Annotated in this window: 18 protein-coding genes and 1 riboswitch; of the genes, 13 read left to right on the top strand and 5 right to left on the bottom strand. The window is 64.2% G+C overall.

All coding sequences use genetic code 11. From position 1 onward, the window contains the following. Positions 1-141 precede the first annotated feature (141 nt). Positions 142-248, top strand: a riboswitch (TPP riboswitch). Between the two features lie 155 nt (positions 249-403). Next, entirely contained in the window at positions 404-2,284 is a 1,881-nt protein-coding gene (gene thiC, locus ACLEJP_RS11240) for a phosphomethylpyrimidine synthase ThiC (RefSeq protein ID WP_440806418.1), read from the top strand. 144 nt (positions 2,285-2,428) lie between these two features. Beyond that, entirely contained in the window at positions 2,429-3,712 is a 1,284-nt protein-coding gene (gene cytX / locus ACLEJP_RS11235) for a putative hydroxymethylpyrimidine transporter CytX (protein WP_440806416.1), read from the top strand. On the opposite strand, the gene ACLEJP_RS11230 is transcribed toward cytX, so the two are convergent. Then, a complete protein-coding gene (locus ACLEJP_RS11230) occupies positions 3,681-4,427 on the bottom strand; it encodes an RsiV family protein (RefSeq protein WP_225779458.1) in 747 nt (248 codons plus the stop codon). The two genes, cytX and ACLEJP_RS11230, sit on opposite strands and share 32 nt — an antisense overlap. Before the next feature lie 185 nt (positions 4,428-4,612). On the opposite strand from ACLEJP_RS11230, the gene ACLEJP_RS11225 reads away from it, so the two are divergent. From ACLEJP_RS11225 to ACLEJP_RS11185, 9 genes are all read left to right on the top strand, one after another. Then, complete coding sequence (locus tag ACLEJP_RS11225) at positions 4,613-5,230, top strand: NUDIX domain-containing protein (RefSeq protein WP_440806413.1); 618 nt, start codon at positions 4,613-4,615, stop codon at positions 5,228-5,230. Beyond that, a complete protein-coding gene (locus ACLEJP_RS11220; RefSeq protein ID WP_114170587.1) occupies positions 5,221-5,673 on the top strand; it encodes a DUF1249 domain-containing protein in 453 nt (150 codons plus the stop codon). Before ACLEJP_RS11225 ends, ACLEJP_RS11220 begins: the two co-directional genes overlap by 10 nt. A gap of 95 nt (positions 5,674-5,768) precedes the next feature. Further along, positions 5,769-6,569: a 3',5'-cyclic-AMP phosphodiesterase gene (gene cpdA / locus ACLEJP_RS11215; RefSeq protein WP_440806411.1), complete on the top strand. Its 801-nt coding sequence runs from the start codon at positions 5,769-5,771 to the stop codon at positions 6,567-6,569. A 134-nt stretch (positions 6,570-6,703) separates the two neighbouring features. After that, complete coding sequence (locus ACLEJP_RS11210; protein ID WP_440806408.1) at positions 6,704-7,312, top strand: YqiA/YcfP family alpha/beta fold hydrolase; 609 nt, start codon at positions 6,704-6,706, stop codon at positions 7,310-7,312. Between the two features lie 35 nt (positions 7,313-7,347). Continuing rightward, a complete protein-coding gene (gene parE / locus ACLEJP_RS11205; protein WP_225779454.1) occupies positions 7,348-9,252 on the top strand; it encodes a DNA topoisomerase IV subunit B in 1,905 nt (634 codons plus the stop codon). Beyond that, positions 9,249-10,235, top strand: coding sequence for an esterase-like activity of phytase family protein (locus ACLEJP_RS11200; protein WP_225779453.1), 987 nt, complete (start codon positions 9,249-9,251; stop codon positions 10,233-10,235). Before parE ends, ACLEJP_RS11200 begins: the two co-directional genes overlap by 4 nt. Further along, a complete protein-coding gene (locus ACLEJP_RS11195; RefSeq protein ID WP_440806405.1) occupies positions 10,232-10,750 on the top strand; it encodes a retropepsin-like aspartic protease family protein in 519 nt (172 codons plus the stop codon). The genes ACLEJP_RS11200 and ACLEJP_RS11195 overlap by 4 nt, the downstream gene beginning before the upstream one ends. 10 nt (positions 10,751-10,760) lie before the next feature. Then, positions 10,761-13,019 carry a DNA topoisomerase IV subunit A gene (parC, locus tag ACLEJP_RS11190; protein ID WP_440806403.1) on the top strand — a complete coding sequence of 753 codons (2,259 nt, stop codon included), beginning with the start codon at positions 10,761-10,763 and terminating at the stop codon, positions 13,017-13,019. A 172-nt stretch (positions 13,020-13,191) separates the two neighbouring features. Then, positions 13,192-13,902 (top strand): PqiC family protein, encoded by a 711-nt coding sequence (locus ACLEJP_RS11185; protein WP_225779450.1) that lies wholly within the window; start codon positions 13,192-13,194, stop codon positions 13,900-13,902. A 79-nt stretch (positions 13,903-13,981) separates the two neighbouring features. On the opposite strand, the gene ACLEJP_RS11180 is transcribed toward ACLEJP_RS11185, so the two are convergent. Then, entirely contained in the window at positions 13,982-15,439 is a 1,458-nt protein-coding gene (locus ACLEJP_RS11180) for a histidine kinase (RefSeq protein WP_440806400.1), read from the bottom strand. Between the two features lie 134 nt (positions 15,440-15,573). Here ACLEJP_RS11180 and serB point away from each other — a divergent pair, with 134 nt between their 5' ends. Continuing rightward, on the top strand, positions 15,574-16,788 hold the full coding sequence (gene serB, locus ACLEJP_RS11175) for a phosphoserine phosphatase SerB (RefSeq protein ID WP_186672498.1): 1,215 nt from the start codon (positions 15,574-15,576) through the stop codon (positions 16,786-16,788). Between the two features lie 132 nt (positions 16,789-16,920). On the opposite strand, the gene asd is transcribed toward serB, so the two are convergent. Genes asd through ACLEJP_RS11160 form a run of 3 tightly spaced genes read right to left on the bottom strand, consistent with a single transcriptional unit; the run spans position 16,921 to position 20,182 of the window. Beyond that, a complete protein-coding gene (gene asd, locus ACLEJP_RS11170) occupies positions 16,921-17,784 on the bottom strand; it encodes an archaetidylserine decarboxylase (RefSeq protein WP_440806397.1) in 864 nt (287 codons plus the stop codon). Positions 17,785-17,793: 9 nt separating this feature from the next. Further along, positions 17,794-18,603, bottom strand: a complete 810-nt coding sequence (locus tag ACLEJP_RS11165; RefSeq protein WP_440806394.1) for a rhodanese-like domain-containing protein — start codon at positions 18,601-18,603, stop codon at positions 17,794-17,796. 43 nt (positions 18,604-18,646) lie between these two features. Further along, complete coding sequence (locus tag ACLEJP_RS11160) at positions 18,647-20,182, bottom strand: HDOD domain-containing protein (RefSeq protein WP_440806392.1); 1,536 nt, start codon at positions 20,180-20,182, stop codon at positions 18,647-18,649. A gap of 130 nt (positions 20,183-20,312) precedes the next feature. Between ACLEJP_RS11160 and motA the strand changes: the two genes are divergently transcribed. Then, complete coding sequence (gene motA, locus ACLEJP_RS11155) at positions 20,313-21,164, top strand: flagellar motor stator protein MotA (protein ID WP_225779445.1); 852 nt, start codon at positions 20,313-20,315, stop codon at positions 21,162-21,164. Positions 21,165-21,167: the final 3 nt, after the last annotated feature.

Genomic DNA, 21,167 nt, shown 5'->3' with positions numbered 1-21,167 from the left:
AATTGAATTACTGAACTGTTGAGTATCGGGCGACGGGCCAGTGTAGTGCCATGCGCACCCGGCAACAATCGCTCGGTGTGCCTTTCATCATCCGCGCATTTACCTGCTTGGCTTTGCCGACCACTCCAGTCTAGACTGCGCATGTTCTTGTCGGGGTGCCTTGAAGCAAAGGCTGAGATCGCAAAGTTGCGGATCCCGTTGAACCTGATCAGGTTAGCGCCTGCGTAGGGAACAAGATTGCTCGCCTTCCCGGCCAGCCTCTTGTGCCAGGTCCGGGAATGTCGCAGCTGCATGCAGCTTCAGGCACCCCCATATCCGGCACTGCACCCATGAAGGGGTGCGTCCGCGCCTTTCAGGTTCACCCCGACATTCCACTGCTAGGAAGCCGTCTGGAGAGCCTGTGATGACCAAACAAGAAAAAGCGATAAACCTCAGCGAATCGGCACAAGTCGATCAGCAGTCCGTGCAACCTTTCCCGCGTTCGCGCAAGGTGTATGTCGAAGGCTCGCGCCCCGACATCCGCGTGCCCATGCGTGAAATCAGTCTGGACGATACCCCGACCGACTTCGGTGGCGAGGCCAATGCCCGGGTTCTGGTCTACGATACCTCCGGCCCGTACACCGACCCCAACGTGGTCATCGATGTGCGCAAGGGCCTGGCCGATGTGCGTTCGGCATGGATCGAAGCCCGCGGTGATACCGAGCGCCTGGATGGCCTGAGCTCCCACTTCGGTCAACAGCGCCTGAACGATGCCGAACTGGCCAAGCTGCGATTCGCCCATGTGCGCAACCCGCGCCGTGCCAAGGCGGGCGCCAACGTCTCGCAGATGCACTATGCCCGCAAAGGCATCATCACCGCCGAGATGGAATACGTGGCCATCCGTGAAAACATGAAGCTGCAAGAGGCCCGCGCTGCCGGCCTGCTGAACGAGCAGCACGCTGGCCACAGCTTCGGCGCCAATATCCCGAAGGAGATCACCCCCGAGTTCGTTCGCCAGGAAATCGCCCGTGGTCGCGCGATCATCCCGGCCAACATCAACCACCCGGAGCTGGAGCCGATGATCATCGGCCGCAACTTCCTGGTGAAGATCAACGGCAACATCGGCAACAGCGCCCTGGGTTCCTCGATCGAGGAAGAAGTGGCCAAGCTGACCTGGGGTATCCGCTGGGGTTCGGACACGGTCATGGACCTGTCCACCGGCAAGCACATCCACGAAACCCGCGAGTGGATCATCCGCAACTCGCCGGTGCCGATTGGTACCGTGCCGATCTACCAGGCCCTGGAAAAGGTCAATGGTGTAGCCGAAGACCTGACCTGGGAGCTGTTCCGCGACACCTTGATCGAGCAGGCCGAGCAGGGCGTGGACTACTTCACCATCCACGCCGGCGTACTGCTGCGTTATGTGCCGCTGACTGCCAAGCGCGTCACCGGTATCGTCAGCCGCGGTGGCTCGATCATGGCCAAGTGGTGCCTGGCGCATCACAAGGAAAACTTCCTGTACACGCATTTCGAAGAGATCTGCGAGATCATGAAGGCCTACGACGTCAGCTTCTCGCTGGGCGACGGCCTGCGCCCGGGCTCGATTGCCGACGCCAACGATGCCGCGCAGTTCGGTGAACTGGAAACCCTCGGCGAGCTGACCAAGATTGCCTGGAAGCACGACGTGCAGTGCATGATCGAAGGCCCCGGCCACGTGCCGATGCAGCTGATCAAGGAAAACATGGACAAGCAGCTGGAGTGCTGCGACGAGGCGCCGTTCTACACGCTCGGCCCACTGACCACCGATATCGCCCCAGGCTACGACCACATCACCTCGGGTATCGGTGCGGCGATGATCGGCTGGTTCGGTTGCGCCATGCTCTGCTACGTCACGCCCAAGGAGCACCTCGGCCTGCCGAACAAGGATGACGTCAAGACCGGCATCATCACCTACAAGATCGCCGCGCATGCTGCCGACCTTGCCAAGGGCCACCCAGGCGCGCAGATTCGCGACAACGCCTTGTCCAAGGCACGCTTCGAGTTCCGTTGGGAAGACCAGTTCAACCTGGGCCTGGACCCGGACACCGCCCGCGCCTTCCACGACGAGACCCTGCCGAAGGAGTCGGCCAAGGTCGCGCATTTCTGTTCGATGTGCGGGCCGAAGTTCTGCTCGATGAAGATCACCCAGGAAGTGCGGGAATACGCCGCCAAGATCGAAACCGTGGACGTCACGGTCGAGCAAGGCATGCGTGAGCAGGCTGAGCGGTTCCGCCAGGAAGGCAGCCAGCTGTACCACAAGGTCTAAGCCGCAGCACCTTACCCTGTGGGAGCGGGCGTGCCCGCGAAGCAAGCACCGCGGTGCATGGCAAGGGCTTCGCCCTTGTTCGCGGGCACGCCCGCTCCCACAGGATGCCGTGTGCAACTCCTAATTCTTCCGGCGAATATAACAATGACCACTCCCAGCCAGTTTTCACCCGACCACCCGGTCCCCACCGCCCAGCGCATCTTCGGTGCCCGCGACCTGTTCTCGCTGTGGTTCTCCCTCGGCATTGGCCTGATGGTGCTACAGGTCGGCGCCATGCTGGCGCCTGGCCTGGGCCTTGCAGGCGCGGTGCTGGCCATTGCTCTGGGTTCGGGTGTGGGCGTGCTGTTGCTGGGCGCTGCCGGTGTCATCGGTAGCGATACCGGGCTGTCGGCCATGGGCACCCTGAAACTCAGCCTGGGCAACCATGGCGCACGCCTGCCAGCGCTGCTCAACCTGCTGCAACTGGTGGGCTGGGGCGCGTTCGAAATCGTCGTCATGCGCGATGCCGCCAGCCTGCTGGGTGCGCGGGTGTTCGGTGAAGCCAGCGCCTGGAACAGCCCGATGCTCTGGACCCTGTGTTTCGGCGCCCTGGCCACCTTGCTGGCAGTCAGCGGGCCATTGGCGTTCGTACGCAAGGTGCTGCGTGCGTGGGGCATCTGGCTATTGTTGGGCGCATGCCTGTGGCTGACCTGGAACCTGTTTGCCAAGGCTGACCTGGCTGGGTTGTGGGCGCGCGCCGGGGACGGATCGATGTCGCTGGCCGTGGGCTTTGACATCGTCGTTGCCATGCCGCTGTCCTGGCTGCCCCTGATCGCCGACTACTCGCGTTTCGCCCGCAATGGCAAGCCTGTATTCGGCGGTACGGTAATCGGCTATTTCATTGGCAACACCTGGCTGATGAGCCTGGGCGTGGCCTACACCCTGGCCTTCGCCGCCAGTGGCGAAGCCAACGCCTTGCTGCTGGCCCTGGCGGGCGCAGGCATGGGCATTCCACTGCTGCTGATTCTGCTCGACGAGTCGGAAAAGGCGTTCGCCGACATCCATTCGGCGGCCGTTTCCAGCGGCGTGCTGGTGCGCCTGAAGGTCGAACACATGGCGCTGGCCATTGGTGTGCTGTGCACCTTGATCGCCCTACTGGCGCCGCTGGCACAGTACGAGAACTTCCTGTTGTTGATCGGCTCAGTGTTCGCGCCGCTGTTTGGCGTGGTGCTGGTGGACCACTACCTGATCCGTCGTCGCCGCCTGCCAGCGCAAGTGAGTGGCTTGCACTGGCAGGCGCTGCTGGCCTGGGGGGTGGGCGTGGCGGCTTATCATGGCATCGCCACGCAGGCTCCGGACCTGGGGGCGACCCTGCCGGCATTGCTGCTGGCCGGGCTGGTGTACGGGCTGCTGGGTTTCAGCCGCGGCCGGGAAACAGCTCAGGCTTGAGCACGCCATTCAGGCGCGGGTAAGGGATTTTCAGTTCCACGTGGCCCATGGAGTAGGGCGCGATGGCATAGACCTCGTACTTCACCACCACCGCGCCGTAGGTCAGGGCGATGTGCGGCGACTGCTTGAACGGCCAGGTCTTGAGGAATTCGGCGTCCTTGTCCATGCCTACGCTCATCAGCCAGGCGCGGTGCGATTCCTCGACGGTTTTCCAGAAAGTGTCTTCCTGGCCGGGCACCAGCATGTCTTGCAGGGTCAGCACCTTGTCCAGCTTGCGCGAATAGTTGATGAAGCCGCGCCCGGGCATGCCGTGAGCGCCGCCGCTGTCCAGGTAGCTGGACAGCTCGATGATCACCAAGCCGTCATGCTGCTCGCGTACCTTGGCCTGCAGGTAGCTGCTGTTGCGCTTGTCGGCGCTGGCCAGGTACTGCTGCTCGTAGGCTTGCAGGGTGGTTGGCGTGTTGCCGCGCTGGTTGTCTTCGGTCAGCTGCAGCAGGCGTTTCTCGACGATGCCGTCGAGCTTCGGCAGGGCCGGGAAGTGGATGGTGTCAATGTTCACCAGCGGGCAGTCGCTTTCGCTGCAGCCGGGTTTGACATGCTCCCAGGCTTCGCGCTTGACCTCGAGCGGCGCCCGGTAGTTGGGCGTGAACAGGCTCTGGCAGGCGCCCAGGGCCAGGGCCAGCACGGCCACGGAAGTCAGTTTGACAAGTGTCATGGTGATCCTTGCAGAACAGGGAAAAGTCGGCCTTTGACCGTCTGCGCGGCCTTCAGTTCGCCACTAAGCTAACAGAGTGCTGGCGCGCTGTCCCGACTGCGCGAACGGTAACCGGAAAGGGGTGAAACACGCTGGCGTGCAGAGTAGGATGGCGCGATGCTGTAAACGAGGTAATGAGGATTCCCATGTCAGATACGTTGAACTCAGCGCCCAGGGCGGTCGAGATCGTCAAGCGGGATAACTGCTTCCAGGGCTTCTACCGGCTCGACAAGGTGCACCTGCGCCACGAGTTGTTCGCCGGTGGCATGGGCCGCGAGATCAGTCGCGAACTGTTCGTGCGCCATGATGCGGTGTGCGTGCTGCCCTATGATCCGCAACGCGATGAAGTGGTGCTGATCGAGCAGTTTCGGGTAGGGGCCATGGGCAAGATCGACAACCCCTGGCTGATCGAGTTGGTCGCCGGGTTGATCGACAAGGAAGAGCAACCCGAGGAAGTCGCCCACCGCGAGGCCGAAGAGGAGGCCGGCCTGGTCTTCAGCGCGCTGTGGCCGATGACCCGTTACTTCCCGTCGCCTGGCGGCAGTGATGAATACGTACACCTGTTCCTCGGCCGCTGCAGCAGCGAAGGTGCAGGTGGCCTGCATGGCCTGGAGGAAGAGGGTGAAGACATTCGCGTGCGGGTGTGGTCGTTTGAAGATGCCATGCAAGCCGTGCGCGACGGGCGTGTCTGCAACGCGGCTACCATCATTGGCCTGCAATGGCTGGCGCTGAACCGTGACGAAGTACGAGGTATGTGGAAGTGAACCTGTTGCGCGAGCGTTATCGGGTGGACCTGGTCGGGCTGCAGGCAGCCTGCGAGGCCAACTACGCCCGGTTGATGCGCCTGTTGCCAGACATGCGCACCACCCAGAGCTCGCGCCGCATCGGCATGACCCAGGGCGACCAGATGCTTGGCGTTCTGGTGCTTGACGTGGTGCTCGCCTGCCCGTACACCACCACCCTGCATGTGCGCCAGGAGCACAGCCTGCCATGGCTGCCGGTGCCGCACCTGGAAGTGCAGGTGTACCACGATGCCCGCATGGCTGAAGTGGTCAGTGCCGAGCATGCCCGGCGCCTGCGCAGCATCTACCCCTATCCCAACGCGGCCATGCACCAGCCGGACGAAAAGGCCCAGCTCAACCTGTTCCTGGGCGAATGGCTGAGCCACTGCCTGGCCTGCGGCCACGAACTGGCCAGCGTTCGCTGACGATCGCGGAATTGTGACGTGGGTCGGCTGCGGGTGTTTGCTCGCAACCGTTGTGCAGCCATAATTCGTGCTGAATCCGCTAGAGGAGACGGCCGTTGCCGCAGCCAGACCAATCGCGCCCCGTGCATGTGGTGCAACTGACCGATGCCCACCTGTTCGCTGACCCGGCCGGCAGCATGCTGGGGCTCAATACCCGTGACAGCCTGCGCCATGTGGTAGCCCAGGTGCGCCGCGAGCAAACACCTGTCGACCTGCTGCTGTGTACCGGTGATCTGTCCCAGGATGCCAGCGTGGCGTCGTATGAAGCGTTTCGCGAGCTCACCGCGCCGCTCGCCGTGCCCACTCGCTGGTTGCCAGGCAACCATGACGAGGCGCGGGTGATGGCGCAGGTTGCCCCCGAATTGATGCAGGCGGTGACCGATGTCGGTGCGTGGCGCATCGTCATGCTCGACACAGCGGTGCCTGGAGCGACCCACGGGTGGTTGCAGGATGAGCAACTGGCGGTGCTGAAAGCGGCCCTGGAGTCGGCGGGCGACCGGCACTGCCTGGTGTGTTTCCACCATCAGCCAGTGGACATCGGCTGCGCCTGGATCGCGCCGATCGGCTTGCGCAACGCGCAGGCGCTGTTCGCTATCGTCGGCGCTTATCCACAGGTACGGGCGTTGCTCTGGGGGCATGTGCACCAGCCATGGGATGAAATGCGCGCGGGGCGCCGTCTGCTGGCCACGCCGTCCACCTGCATTCAGTTCGCGGCAGGCAGCGAGGACTTCAAGGTCAGTGAAGAACAGCCTGGCTACCGTTGGTTGCGCCTGCACGCCGACGGGCGGCTGGAGACCGGCGTGGAGCGGGCGTTGGACTTCGAGGTGAAGCTCGACTTCGACAGCCCGGGGTACTGAGCCGCGTCAGCAGGCGGGGCTGGCAAAATTGTTGCGAAACCCGTGACACTGCGTCAAAACCCGCCGAACGCGCTACACTGCGCGTCCCTGCGCCCGCATCATCAGGCGCCAAGCCACAGATTACCGGGGGCAGCATGTCGGGTTCCATCCTCTATATCCATGGCTTCAACAGCTCGCCGCTTTCGACCAAGGCACGCCAGCTCGTGGCTGCCATGCAGCAGCTGGGCATGGCCGAGCAGTTGCGCGTGCCCGCCCTGCACCACCACCCGCGCCAGGCCATCGCCCAGCTTGAAGCGGCCATCGCCGAACTGGGTGCGCCACTGCTGGTAGGCAGTTCGCTCGGCGGCTACTATGCCACCCATCTGGCCGAGCGCCATGGCCTCAAGGCCCTGCTGGTCAACCCGGCGGTAACGCCGCACAAGCATTTCGACGGGTACCTGGGCACCCAGCGCAATCACTACAGTGGTGAAACCTGGGAGTTGACCCACGACCACGTGCAGGCGCTGGCCGAGCTGGAAGTACCGGCCCCGGTGGACCCCAGCCGCTATCAAGTGTGGCTGCAGACCGCCGATGAAACCCTGGACTATCGTCACGCCGAGCGCTATTACCGTGGCTGTGCCCTGCGCATCCAGGCTGGCGGTGACCACAGTTTCCAGGGCTTCGCCGAGCGCCTGCCGGCACTGCTGGCCTTCGCCGGCATTGCCCGCGGGCAGTATGCGACGCTCGATTTTTCTGTATTTTGACTTTCTTGCATTCACCAGACTGACGACGAGACCCCATGGCCAATCCCAGCGCTAGCGCCTATAACGCAGACGCCATCGAAGTCCTCTCGGGCCTTGACCCGGTCCGCAAGCGGCCGGGCATGTACACCGACACCAGCCGCCCCAACCACCTGGCCCAGGAAGTCATCGACAACAGTGTCGACGAAGCCTTGGCCGGGCACGCCCGTTCGGTGCAGGTCATCCTCCATGCCGACCACTCGCTGGAAGTCAGCGACGATGGCCGTGGCATGCCGGTGGACATCCACCCGGAAGAAGGCGTGTCCGGGGTGGAGCTGATCCTCACCAAGCTGCACGCCGGCGGCAAGTTTTCCAACAAGAACTACCAGTTTTCCGGTGGTCTGCACGGGGTGGGCATCTCGGTGGTCAATGCCCTGTCGACCCAGGTGCGCGTGCGCGTCAAACGCGACGGCAACGAATACCAGATGACCTTCGCCGACGGTTTCAAGGCCAGCGAGCTGGAAGTGATCGGTTCGGTCGGCAAGCGCAATACCGGCACCAGCGTGTACTTCAGCCCCGACCCCAAGTACTTCGATTCGCCGAAGTTCTCCATCAGCCGCCTCAAGCACGTGCTCAAGGCCAAGGCCGTGCTGTGCCCGGGCCTGCTGGTCAGTTTCGAGGACAAGGCCAGCGGCGAAAAGGTCGAATGGCACTATGAGGATGGCTTGCGCTCCTACCTGGTCGACTCGGTCAATGAATTCCAGCGCCTGCCCGACGAGCCGTTCTGCGGCAGCCTGGCCGGTAACAAGGAAGCCGTCGACTGGGCCCTGCTGTGGCTGCCCGAAGGGGGTGACAGCATCCAGGAAAGCTACGTCAACCTGATCCCCACCGCCCAGGGCGGTACCCACGTCAACGGCCTGCGCCAAGGCCTGCTGGATGCCATGCGCGAGTTCTGCGAATTCCGCAACCTGCTGCCGCGCGGTGTGAAGCTGGCGCCGGAAGACGTCTGGGAACGCATCACCTTCGTGCTGTCGATGAAGATGCAGGACCCGCAGTTCTCCGGGCAGACCAAAGAGCGCCTGTCCTCGCGCGAGGCGGCGGCGTTCGTGTCCGGCGTGGTCAAGGACGCCTTCAGCCTGTGGCTGAATGCCCATCCCGAACTGGGCATGCAACTGGCGGAGCTGGCGATCAGCAACGCCGGGCGCCGCCTCAAGGCCAGCAAGAAGGTCGAGCGCAAGCGCATCACCCAGGGCCCGGCGCTACCCGGCAAGCTGGCCGACTGCGCCGGTCAGGACCCGATGCGTGCCGAACTGTTCCTGGTCGAAGGCGACTCGGCCGGTGGTTCGGCCAAGCAGGCGCGCGACAAGGAGTTCCAGGCGATCCTGCCGCTGCGCGGCAAGATCCTCAACACCTGGGAAGTCGACGGCGGTGAAGTGCTGGCCAGCCAGGAAGTGCATAACATCGCCGTGGCCATCGGCGTTGACCCAGGGGCCAGCGACCTGGCGCAACTGCGCTACGGCAAGATCTGCATTCTCGCCGACGCCGACTCCGACGGCCTGCATATCGCCACGCTGCTCTGCGCGCTGTTCGTCCAGCATTTCCGCGCCCTGGTCGAGGCCGGGCATGTGTACGTGGCCATGCCGCCGCTGTACCGCATCGACCTGGGCAAGGAAATCTACTACGCCCTCGACGAAGCCGAGCGCGATGGCATCCTCGACCGCCTGGTGGCCGAGAAGAAGCGCGGCAAGCCGCAGGTCACCCGCTTCAAGGGCCTGGGCGAGATGAACCCGCCCCAGCTGCGTGAAACCACCATGGACCCGAATACCCGGCGCCTGGTGCAACTGACCCTGGACGATGTACAGGCCACCTGCGAGCTGATGGACAAGCTGCTGGCCAAGAAGCGCGCGGGCGATCGCAAGAGCTGGCTGGAAACCAAGGGCAACCTGGCCGAGGTCATGGTTTGATTCGGCGGCTTCTGGCTACCTGCCTGATGCTGGTTGCCCTGCCAAGCCTGGCGGGCGACTGGCCAGAGCTGAAGCTGAGGGCCGAATACCCGATCGACGGCATGCGCGGCGGCAACCTGTCTGGCCTGGTGGAATGCCGGGGCGGGTTATGGGGCGTGTCCGACCGCGACGACGACCGCATCTACCGCTTCGACCGGCAGGACCCGGCCTGGCGCGCGCAGCCGCTCATCTTTACCCCGCCACCGGCGCCGGACAGCGGCCTGCCGTGGGGCCTGAAGTCGCGCAACTGGGCGGCGTCGTATATCCGCGGGGGCGAACTGGACTGGGAAGGCATCACTTGCGACCAGGCCGGCAACCTGTACCTGGTCAGCGAGGCTAATGCCGGCGTGCTGCAACTGCCACCGGATGGCCAGGCGGGCTGGTTGAAGATCGACCCGGCCATGGTGCGTCAGGCCCGGGCCAGCGGCATGCTGTTGAACTTCAATGCCTTGTTCGAAGGCCTGGCCATCAACCCGGCGGGCGACCGCCTGTGGCTGGCTGCCGAGCGCGAGCGCCGTGGGCTGGTGGCGATCGAGCGCCAGCAGTCGGTGTGGGCCTGTGGCCGCAGCTGTGTCCTGCTCAGCGAAGCCGGGGTCGAGATGCAACCGGCGCAAATGCCCGATGCCCGGGCCCAGTCGCGCGACTTTGCCGACCTGGCCTGGTTCGAGGGCAAGCTGTTCACCCTCGAGCGCAACGCCTACCGGGTTTGCCGGCGTGATGCCGACAGCGGTGCGGTCGAACGCTGCTGGTCGTTCGCTGCCGACGCCCTGACCGAGTCGCGCCGCTATCAACAGCCGTATGGTCTGGCCGAGGCCCTGGTGATCGACGCCGAGGGCGCCTGGATTGGCGTGGACAACAACAACGGCGCGCGTGCCGATGGCGAGACACGGCCGATCGTCTGGCGTTTCGACGCGCCGCAAGGCGGCTGGAGCGCCAAGCCATGAGCCAGGCGCCGGGCAGGCGGGCTGGCAAGGTACTGATGTTCGTCGCCTGGGCGGCGGCGCTGTTCCTTGCCACGCGCTTCTTCGGTCAATGGGAGGACCGTCAGCGCAACCCCAATGCCCAGGTGCAGTCGTCGCATGGCGAAGGCTTTATCGAAGTGCGCCTGCTGGGTAATGGCCAGGGCCACTTCGTGATGGATGGCGCGATCAACGGCCAGGTCATGCACTTCATGCTCGACACCGGCGCCACCGACGTGGTTATCCCCGAGGCGCTCGGCCGCGAGCTGGGCCTGGAACGTGGTAGCCCGGTGCAGCTCAGTACCGCCAACGGCCGCACCGAAGGCTACCGGACGCGCCTGGCCAGCCTGCAGCTGGGTGACATCCGCCTGCAGGACGTACGCGCCATTGTGGTGCCGGGCCTGGACGGGCAAACCGTATTGCTGGGCATGAGTGCCCTGAAACAACTTGAATTTACCCAGCGCGGCGGCACCATGCTGCTGCGCCAGAACCTGAAATGACGAGGCCCGCATGAGCGACTCACTGGAACTCAGCCTGGACGGCGTCGAACGCCGCTCGCTGGCTGACTTCACCGAACAGGCCTACCTCAACTATTCCATGTACGTGATCATGGACCGCGCCCTGCCGCACATCGGCGATGGCCTGAAGCCGGTGCAGCGACGCATCGTCTACGCCATGAGCGAGTTGGGGCTCGATGCCGACGCCAAGCACAAGAAATCGGCACGTACTGTCGGTGACGTGCTCGGCAAGTTCCACCCCCACGGCGACTCGGCCTGCTACGAAGCCATGGTGCTGATGGCGCAGCCGTTCAGCTACCGCTACACCCTGGTCGACGGCCAGGGCAACTGGGGTGCGCCGGACGATCCGAAGTCGTTCGCCGCCATGCGCTACACCGAAGCGCGGTTGTCGCGCTATGCCGAAGTGCTGCTCAGCGAAGTCGGCCAGGGCACCGTGGACTGGGTGCCGAACTTCGACGGTACCTTGCAGGAGCCGGCCGTGCTGCCGGCGCGCCTGCCGAACATCCTGCTCAATGGCACCACCGGTATTGCCGTGGGCATGGCCACCGACGTACCGCCACACAACCTGCGGGAAGTGGCTACGGCCTGTGTGCGCCTGCTTGACGAGCCCAAGGCCAGCATCGAACAGCTGTGCGAGCACATCCAGGGGCCGGACTACCCGACCGAGGCCGAGATCGTCACGCCGCGGGCAGAAATCCTCAAGATGTACGAAAGCGGCCGCGGCTCGATCCGCATGCGTGCGGTGTACCGCGTGGAAGACGGCGATATCGTCGTCACCGCACTGCCGCACCAGGTTTCCGGGGCCAAGGTGCTGGAGCAGATCGCTGCGCAGATGCAGGCCAAGAAGCTGCCGATGGTCGCCGACCTGCGCGACGAGTCGGACCATGAGAACCCGTGCCGCATCGTCATCATCCCGCGCTCCAACCGCGTCGACGTCGACGAACTGATGCAGCACCTGTTTGCCACCACCGACCTGGAGAGTACCTACCGGGTCAACGTCAACATCATCGGCCTGGACGGCCGGCCACAACTGAAGAACCTGCGTGCGTTGCTGCTGGAGTGGCTGGAGTTCCGCACCGCTACCGTTCGTCGCCGTCTGCAGCACCGTCTGGACAAGGTGGAGAAGCGCCTGCACCTCCTGGAAGGTTTGCTCACTGCGTTCCTCAACCTGGACGAGGTGATCCACATCATCCGTACCGAGGACCAGCCCAGGCAGGCGCTGATCGCCCGTTTCGGCCTGACCGAGATCCAGGCTGACTACATCCTCGAGACTCGCCTGCGGCAGCTGGCGCGTCTGGAAGAGATGAAGATCCGTGGCGAGCAGGACGAACTGCTGAAGGAGCAGGCCAAACTGCTGGCCCTGCTGGGTAGCGACGCCAAGCTGCGCAAGCTGGTCCGCAGCGAGTTGATCAAGGATGCCGAAACCTATGGCGACGACCGCCGCTCGCCGATCGTCGAGCGCGCCGAAGCCAAGGCCCTGTCGGAAAACGAGCTGATGCCGACCGAGCCGGTCACCGTGGTGCTGTCGGAAAAGGGCTGGGTACGCTGCGCCAAGGGCCACGACATCGACGCCACTGGCCTTTCGTACAAGGCGGGCGATGGCTTCAAGGCCGCAGCCATCGGGCGCTCCAACCAATTCGCCGTGCTGATCGACTCCACTGGCCGCAGCTATTCGCTGGCCGCCCACAGCCTGCCGTCGGCGCGTGGCCAGGGTGAGCCGCTGACCGGCCGCCTGACGCCGCCCCCGGGGGCCACGTTCGAATGCGTGCTGCTGCCTGATGACGAGGCGCTTTACGTGGTCGCTTCGGATGCCGGCTACGGCTTCGTGGTCAAGGGTGAGGACCTGCAAGCCAAGAACAAGGCCGGCAAGGGTTTGCTCAGCCTGCCCAACGGCGCCAAGGTCATGACCCCACGCCCGGTGGCCAACCGCGAACAGGATTGGCTGGCGGCGGTGACCACCGAAGGCCGTCTGCTGGTATTCAAGGTCAGTGATCTACCCCAGCTGGGTAAAGGCAAGGGCAACAAGATCATCGGTATACCCGGTGATCGGGTGGCCAGCCGTGAAGAATTTGTTACCGATATTGCCGTGATTGGCGAGGGTGCGACACTTGTATTGCAAGCCGGCAAGCGTACCCTATCCCTGAAAGCGGACGACCTGGAGCATTACAAGGGCGAGCGTGGACGGCGTGGCAGCAAGCTGCCGCGCGGGTTCCAGCGAGTCGACGGATTGCAGGTGGAAGTGCCGGCTTGACCGGTTGAAATGTCTGGAACGGCAATTTCAGCGCCGTTCCGGGCAGAAATGCTGGAGTCGGACGGTTATTTCGCGGATGATATGGCCCTTGCGGTGCCGGCGTGGCCGTGTGCCCGTTTGAATCTACGTGTATCACTGCGGTTGGCCTGTTGGCGACCGCCTGGATGGGATGATGAAACTTCTGCGCCTTCCATTTGCGCTGTTGATGACTGGCCTGCTGGGCCTGGGCGGGTGCACCATGCACCAGCCGGTTGCCCTGTACCAGCTCGACAGTGGTGATCCTGGCCAGCCTTCGCAGAGTGCAGGCATGGCCGTGGTACTCGGCCCGGTATCGGTAGCCGATTACCTGCAACGCGAGACATTCCTGCAGCGTCAGGCCGACGGCAGCTTGAGCTCGGCGACCGACGGTCGTTGGGCTGGTAGCCTTTCGGCGGATATCGACCAGCTGCTGGTGCGCCAGCTTGCCTGGCGCCTGGACAGCCAGCGCGTGGTGCTGGCGCCGGCGACTGCCGGCTTCACCCCGGATGTACAAGTGCTGCTATCGATCACTCGCCTGGATTCGGGCAAGGACCAGCCGGCCATCCTGGATGCCCAGTGGCGCCTGCTGGACCGCCGTGGCCATGTGCGCGACAACCGCATCGTTCACCTCGAGCAACAGCACGAGGGCAGCGAGGCATCGCAGGTGCAGGCCCAGGGCCAATTGCTGCAGAAGCTGGCCGAACAGCTGAGCACCGCAGTGAAACCGCTGGCCAACCAGCCTGCGATTGCCGAAGAAACGCCCAAGAAGCCAGCTGCGCCGGTACAGGTGAAAAAGGCTCCGGAGAAATCCAAGATCCCGATGGCTGCGCCGATTCGTACCGATATGGAAGTCTATCGGTTCTGATCGAACCGCCAGCCACAAAAAAGCCCGCATCGTTGCGGGCTTTTTTGTGGCTGCAAGGTCGGTGCCGCTCCTACATTCATCAGGCCCTGCGTTCGTGCATCCGCGCCAACTGCCGTTCCAGCATCGATGGGTAGGGCTCCATCAAGCGCTCCACGCAACAGGCGCCTTCCGGGCTGGCAATCGGGCGAATGCGGGCGCGCTGGCGAATCAGCGTGTCGTCGCTGATCTGCCGCTCCACCAGCAACAGGTTGCGGCTGTGTTGCGACAGCGCCAGCGCGTCCTGGGCCTTCTCGGTCATCAGCAGGTCTACCAGCTCCAGGCCTTGCAGGTCGTTACCCAAGGCCAGGCCCAGTTGCAACTGCAAGGTGATGCCGCTGTCCGCCACTTCGATCTGCAGGGCATGGCCCAGGGCACGCAGCAGCTCGCCGCAGCAGATGGCGTTGGTCAGGTAGTCCTCGCCGCAGTCGCGGCTGTGGAACAGCACCAGGGTGCTACCGTCGTTGAGGGTGTAGGTTTCGCCGTCGTAGAGTGAGGCCGCGTGCTCCAGGCAGTCGCGGTAGCGCTCGGTCAGCTCGGTCAGGCGCGTGCGCGGCAGGCGACGCAGCTGTTCCTGGGAACCCAGCTGCACGGCAAGTACGGCGGTGAACTGCGGCTCGTCGGACTCGACCACGGCAGCCTTGGGGGTGTTGTCGTCGTCCAGCAGGCCGGCGAAGGCCTCGTCGTCATCTTCATCGGCCTGGGCAGCAGCCTTCACGCGCGGTGCGGCTTTCGCGGCGAGAGGGGCGTCCTGCACGTCATGGAAATGCTCGTCGTCCTCTTCCTCCAGCTCCGGCTCCGGTGGTGGCGGCGGCGCCAGGCGTGCGTGCAGCTGGCGGGCGATATCGCCGATCTCGTCCTGACGGTCGGTAGCCGGAGTATAGGGCTGCGGGTCGCGCAGCCAGACCCTCAATTGCAGCAGCGGCAAGGTGATGAAGCGGCCCTGGCGCAGGCTCAGGGTCAGCGCCAGCACCAGCAGGATGCCGGCGAGGATGCCCATGCTCTGCAAGCTGATCAGCATCGGCTGCTGGAACTGGCTCATGTCCAGGCTGATGCGCAGTTGCCCGGCAGTCACGTCCTGGAAGGTGATCTTGGTCTGGTACAGGCCTTCGGCCTCGCCCAGCAGGCTGTTGCGCGGGCGCTGGCCGGCTTCGGCGAGAATGCGGTTGTCCACGCTATAGATGGCGGCGTGGGCTACCAGCGGGTTCTTCACCAGGTTACCCAGCAGCACGTTGAGGCTGAGGATATCGTTGGCCACCAGCAGCTCGGTCGCCGAGGTGGCGGTCTGGGTGGTCAGGCTCTGGCCCAGGGCATCGGCCTGCTCGTGCATGGCCTGCTTGAATTGCAGGCCCATCACGCAGGCATAGATCACCAGCGCCAGCGCCACCAGGAAAATGTTGGTGCAGGCGATGCGCAGTGCCAGCGGCACGCGACGTTGACTCAGGGCGCGATAGATCATCAGGAAGAAGTTGTCTGGTTTGACGGGCGTGGGCCGGTTCACTGAGCTCGGCTCTTAATGGCATGAAAGTGTGGGGAGTATAGCGAGCCGGGTTTTGTCGGCAAAGTATCGTCGGCGCCCGATGGTCACGGAAAATCGGTAGAATGCGCATTTTTCATCGAAGTCGGAGCCAGGTTGTGCGCGAAATCGTCCTGATAAACATCACCGGTGAGGACCGTCCCGGTCTCACTGCGGCCATCACCGGCGTCCTGCTGCAGGGCGGTGTGAGTATCCTCGACATTGGCCTGGCCGTCATGCACGGCACCCTGTCGTTCGGCATCCTGGTCGACATTCCGGACAACGAAGTGGCGACTGCCTTGCTGCAAAGCGTGCAGGCCAAGGCCCACGAACTGAACCTGCAGGCCCGCTACACGCCGATTTCCGAGGCCGACTACCAGCACTGGGCCGACGGCCAGGGTGAGGCGCGCCACATCGTTACCCTGCTCAGCCGCAAGATCACCCCCGAGCAACTGCAGCGGGTGAGTGCGGTAATCAGCCAGTACGGCCTGACCATCGAGCGTATCGAGCGCCTGTCGGCCCGTGTCGCGCTGGATGCCCAGACCGGCAAAGGCAAGGCGGCCATCGAGATCTCCGTGCGTGGTGTACCGAGCGATGGCCAGGCCCTGCGTGCCGATTTCTTCGCCCTGGCCGAGGAACTGAGCATTGATATCGCTTTCCAGAAGGACGACCTGTTCCGCCGCAACCGTCGCCTGGCGGTGTTCGACATGGACTCGACGCTGATCGAAGCCGAAGTCATCGATGAACTGGCCAAGGCCGCCGGCGTGGGCGAACAGGTGGCGGCAATCACCGAGCGCGCCATGCGCGGCGAACTGGACTTCCGCGCCAGCTTCAAGGAGCGCATGGCGCTGCTCAAAGGGCTGGATGTCGGGGTGCTGGACGAAATCGGCGCTTCGCTGCGCCTGACCGAGGGGGCCGAGAACCTGTTCGCCGAACTCAAGCGCCTGGGCTACAAGACCGCGATCCTGTCCGGTGGCTTCACTTACTTTGCGCGCCAGGTGCAGGCGCGTCTGGGTATCGATTACGTGTTCGCCAACGAGCTGGAAGTGGTCGATGGCAAGGTGACCGGCGTGGCCGTGGAACCCATCGTTGATGCCCAGCGCAAGGCCGAGCTGCTGCAGAAGCTGGCCAGCGAAGAAGGCCTGGAGCTGGAGCAGACCATTGCCGTGGGCGATGGTGCCAACGACCTGCCGATGCTGTCACTGGCTGGCCTGGGCGTGGCGTTCCGCGCCAAGCCGCTGGTACGCCAGTCGGCCAAGCAGGCGATTTCCACCCTGGGGCTGGATGGGGTGTTGTACCTGCTGGGTGTGCGTGACCGCGACGCGCGCGGCTGATCTGCACATTCGGGGCTGCTTTGCAGCCCTTCCGCGACACCAGGCCGCTGCCACAGGTAATCGCATACCTCCTGTGGCAGCGGCCTTGTGTCGCGATGGGCCGCAAAGCGGCCCCAGCGATCTATCAGGCAGTCAAGCCTGCACAGGCAGCGCCAGCTGCTGCCCCATGCGTACCGCAGAGCCGGCACCCAGCGTCTCGGCCCATTTCACCTGCTCTGGCCCGAACAGCACGATAGCGGTCGAGCCCAGCTTGAAGCGGCCCAGCTCGGCCCCTTTTTCCAGGTGGATCGGTGCGCGGCTGGCTTCGTCGTAACGGAAGGTCTTCAGCTCGCGCTTGGGCGGCGTCACCAGCCCGGCCCACACGGTCTCGATCGAGGCGACGATCATCGCACCCACCAGCACCACGGCCATCGGCCCGCGTTCGGTATCGAACAGGCACACCACGCGTTCGTTGCGGGCGAACAGCTCGGGGACGTTCTCGGCGGTAGTCTGGTTGACCGAGAACAGGCGGCCCGGCACATAGACCATTTCGCGCAGGGTGCCGGCCAGCGGCATGTGTACGCGGTGGTAGTCCTTCGGCGACAGGTAGATGGTGGCGAACTCGCCGCCCATGAACGGAGCGGCCATCGCCGGGTCACCGCCCAGCAGTTCCTGGGCGCTGAAGCCGTGGCCCTTGGCCTGGAAGATGCGGCCGTGCTCGATCGGACCCAGCTGGCTGACGGCACCGTCGGCCGGGCACAGGATGGCGCCCGGGGTTTCGTCCAGTGGGCGCGCGCCTGGCTTCAGGGCGCGGGTGAAGAACGCATTGAAGTGCTCGTAGGCGCTCAGGTCTTCGACCAGGGCTTCGGCCATGTTCACCTGGTAGCGCTTGGCGAACCAGGCGGTAAAGGCGTTCTTGAACCAGCGCACACGGCATTCGGCGATGCAGCCGGCCAGGCGCGACAGCAGATGGTGCGGCAGCAGGTACTGGCTGATGATGAACAAACGGGATTTCATGCAGGTTCCTTAGACTTCTACAGGCGTGTCCGGGTGGTTGCCCCATTCGCTCCACGAGCCGGCGTAGGCCTTGACGCGTGGGTAGCCGAGGGCCTTGGCCACCAGGTAGGTGAAACCGGAGCGGCGGTGGGATTGGCAATGGGTGATCACTTCCTTGTCGGGGGTGATACCCAGGTTCTGCAGGACTTCGGCGATGTCCGGGCGGATGCGCAGGTGGTCGTTGAGGTCCATGCCGGCCGTCCACTCGAAGTTGATTGCACCGGGAATGTGGCCGCCCCTGGCTGCCAGCACTTTCTCGCCGCGGAATTCCTGCGGGCCACGGGCGTCCCAGATGACCAGGTCTTCCGCGCCCAGGCGGCTTTGCAGGTATTCGCGGGTGGCTGTGGGCTTCGTGTCGATACGCAACTGCACGGGGGTATTACCGCTGGCAGGCACTTCGGTGGAGAGCTTGTCGGCCGGCCACGCCTGGATGCCGCCGTTCAGGTAGTGATAGCGCTTGTGGCCGATCACATCGAGCAGCCAGATGAAGCGCCCGGCCCAGCCGCCACCTTCATCGTCGTACACCACATACACCGCATCGTCGCGGTGGCCGAGTTCACTGAACAGCTTCTCCAGGTCGGCCTGGGCCGGCAGCAGGCCGGGCGCAGGCGGCTGGCCAAGCTGGGTGCGCTTGCCTTCGACGAAGCGTGCACCGGGGATGTGCCCGCTGGTATAGCGGTTGCTACTGCTCAGGTCGACCAGGATCAGCTGTGGCGAACCGAGGCGCGGCAGCAAGTCTGCAGCTTCTATTACCAGGGGCAGGCCGGAAAAGTCAGTCATCCACGGTCTCCAGTTGCAAAGAGGGGCGATTGTAGCGCAAGGCTCAGGCCTTGCGGTTGGCAAACACCGACAGCGCCCGCTCGGTGCATTGTGCGGTCTTGGCGAAAGCCTGCACGCTTACCTCGGCCAGCGGTCGGCTGCCTTGGTCGGCCACCATCAGCATCAACACCTGGTCGTTCACCGCCAGCGAGCGCAGCAGCACGTGCTCGCTACTGAACAAGGCCCGCAGCGGGGCCGGCAGCAGCGCCGCGAACTGGCTATGGTTTTCCGGGGTGATGCGCAGTTGGCCAGCCTGGGCCAGCAGCTTTTGCAGCAGTTTGTTTTGCGACACCTGCAGGGTGAGGGCCCCGGCCTCCTTGGGCAGACCGGCGAACTGCTGCACACGCAGTTGATCGCTGGCCTTGTCCAGGCTCAGCAGCAGGACGCGCTGCATGCCGCAGGCCAACAGGGCTTCGAGGGCCTGGGTGGCCAAGTGCACGCCGTTGGTGAACGGGCTGGGTTGGGCCAGCAGGTGTTGGCACAGCTTGCGCCAGCGCGCCAGTTCGTCGTTGCTGGGCGGTGGCGGTGCCAGCATGTCCGGGTGCGGACGGCGCTGGTGCCAAGGCCAGATCAGCGCTTCGGCCGGGTGGAACAGGGCGTGCTGGGCATGGCGGCGGGCACTGGCCGCTGCCTGCTGGTGCACCTGCTGCTGCACGTCTTCCAGCGAGGTCTGCAGGTACAGCGCGGTCAACAGCTGCCAGCGCAGCAGGTGCGGGTTGTCCCAGCCCACCTGTGCTGCCAGGGCCAGGTTGTTGGCCAAAAGCACGGTATTGGCCGGCTGGTTGAACCAGCGACGCAGGCCGGGCTCGGCGTCCAGACGATGTTGCTGGCTGAGCAGGTCCGGATCGCGGGCGATGTTGAGCACCTGGGCCAGTTGGTCGCGCTCTTCCAGCAGCAGGCGATAACCCTGGGTCACCCACTGTGGCAGGCGCCAGTACTCTGCCATGGTCTGGCACAGCGTCATGATGCGCACGCCAAACAGCTGCTCCTCGACATGGGCGGCGTCTTCGCCCTTGTGGATAACCCGCAATTCCCAGGTGTCGAGCAGCTTGGGGTAGGCCAGCGCCAGCGGCCACAGTGGTGCCAGGAACAGCAGGCTACCCCAGTGAATTTCCTGCCACAGGCGTGCCAGGCGGCTGGCGAACAGGCCGCTGGCCTGCTGCGAGGCGTGCTGGCTGATCAGCTGGAATTGGCACAGTACCGGCGGGATCTCTTCGGCAGGCAGCGCAGGCAGACGTTTGAGCAGTTGTTCGCTGCGCTCCAGGCCCAGCCGGTTGAGTGCGACTTCCAGGCTCTCGGCCGGCTCGGCCAGGCTGGCATTGGTGGGGTGATTGGCTTCGCGCATCACCGATAGCACCAGCGCCGGGCTATCCTGCATCAGTTCGGCGATATCGCGCAGCGAGCGGCGGCTATCGTGGATCGCGGCCATGACCCGGTCGTAGCTGTGCTTCGGCACCGGGATGCGAACACTCTCGAGCAGCTTTACCCAGGCCTCTAGCGTACGCGGGGCCTGAGCGGGCACCTTGGTTTCAATTGTCATTTTGACATCAGTCCGAACTGGCTTTTCGCAATGAGTGGCTATAGTCTGGCGCAGTTCTGCCGATAAGTAGAAGAAGAGTTTTCAGGCTCCCGTCTCTTCCCCTGACCACGACAGCAAGTGCTTTGAACCTATGGCTAAAATTATCGGCATCATCGTCGTATTCGCGAGCGTGCTCGGCGGATACGTACTCTCCCACGGCAAGATCGCGGCGCTGATCCAGCCGTTCGAAGTACTGATCATCGGCGGTGCGGCCTTTGGTGCGTTCCTGCAGGCCAACCCTGGCTACATGACCATGCACGTCATCAAGAAGTCGATGAAGATGTTCGGCTCGCGCTTCAGCCATGCTTTCTACCTGGAAGTGCTGGGCCTGGTGTACGAGATCCTCAACAAGAGCCGTCGCGAAGGCATGATGGCCATCGAGGCCGATATCGAGGACGCCGCAGCCAGCCCGATCTTCGCCAAGTACCCGACTGTGCTGGCCGACGAGCGCATGACCGCGTTCGTCTGCGACTACCTGCGCATCATGTCCACCGGCAACATGGCGCCGCACGAGCTCGAAGGCCTGTTCGACATGGAACTGCTGAGCATGAAGGAAGAGCTGGAGCACCCGTCCCATGCGGTGAACGGCATCGCCGACGGCATGCCAGGGTTCGGTATCGTTGCGGCGGTACTGGGTATCGTGGTGACCATGGCCTCGCTCGGCGAGGGTGACCAGGCCTCCATCGGCCTGCATGTGGGTGCGGCGCTGGTAGGTACCTTCTTCGGTATTCTGGCGGCCTACGGCTTCTTCGGTCCGCTGGCCAAGTGCCTGGAACACGATGCCAAGGAAGAACTGAACCTCTACGAATCGATCAAGGCGTCGCTGGTGGCCTCCGCCTCGGGCATGCCGCCATCGCTGGCGGTGGAATTCGGGCGCAAGGTGCTGTACCCCAAGCATCGCCCGAGCTTTGCCGAACTGGAACAAGCAGTTCGCGGTCGCTGAGTC

This window comes from Pseudomonas sp. SMV7, assembly GCF_052041995.1.
GTDB lineage: Bacteria > Pseudomonadota > Gammaproteobacteria > Pseudomonadales > Pseudomonadaceae > Aquipseudomonas.
The sequence above is the reverse complement of the archived record's forward strand: the minus strand, read 5'-3'. Positions and strand labels throughout refer to the sequence as shown.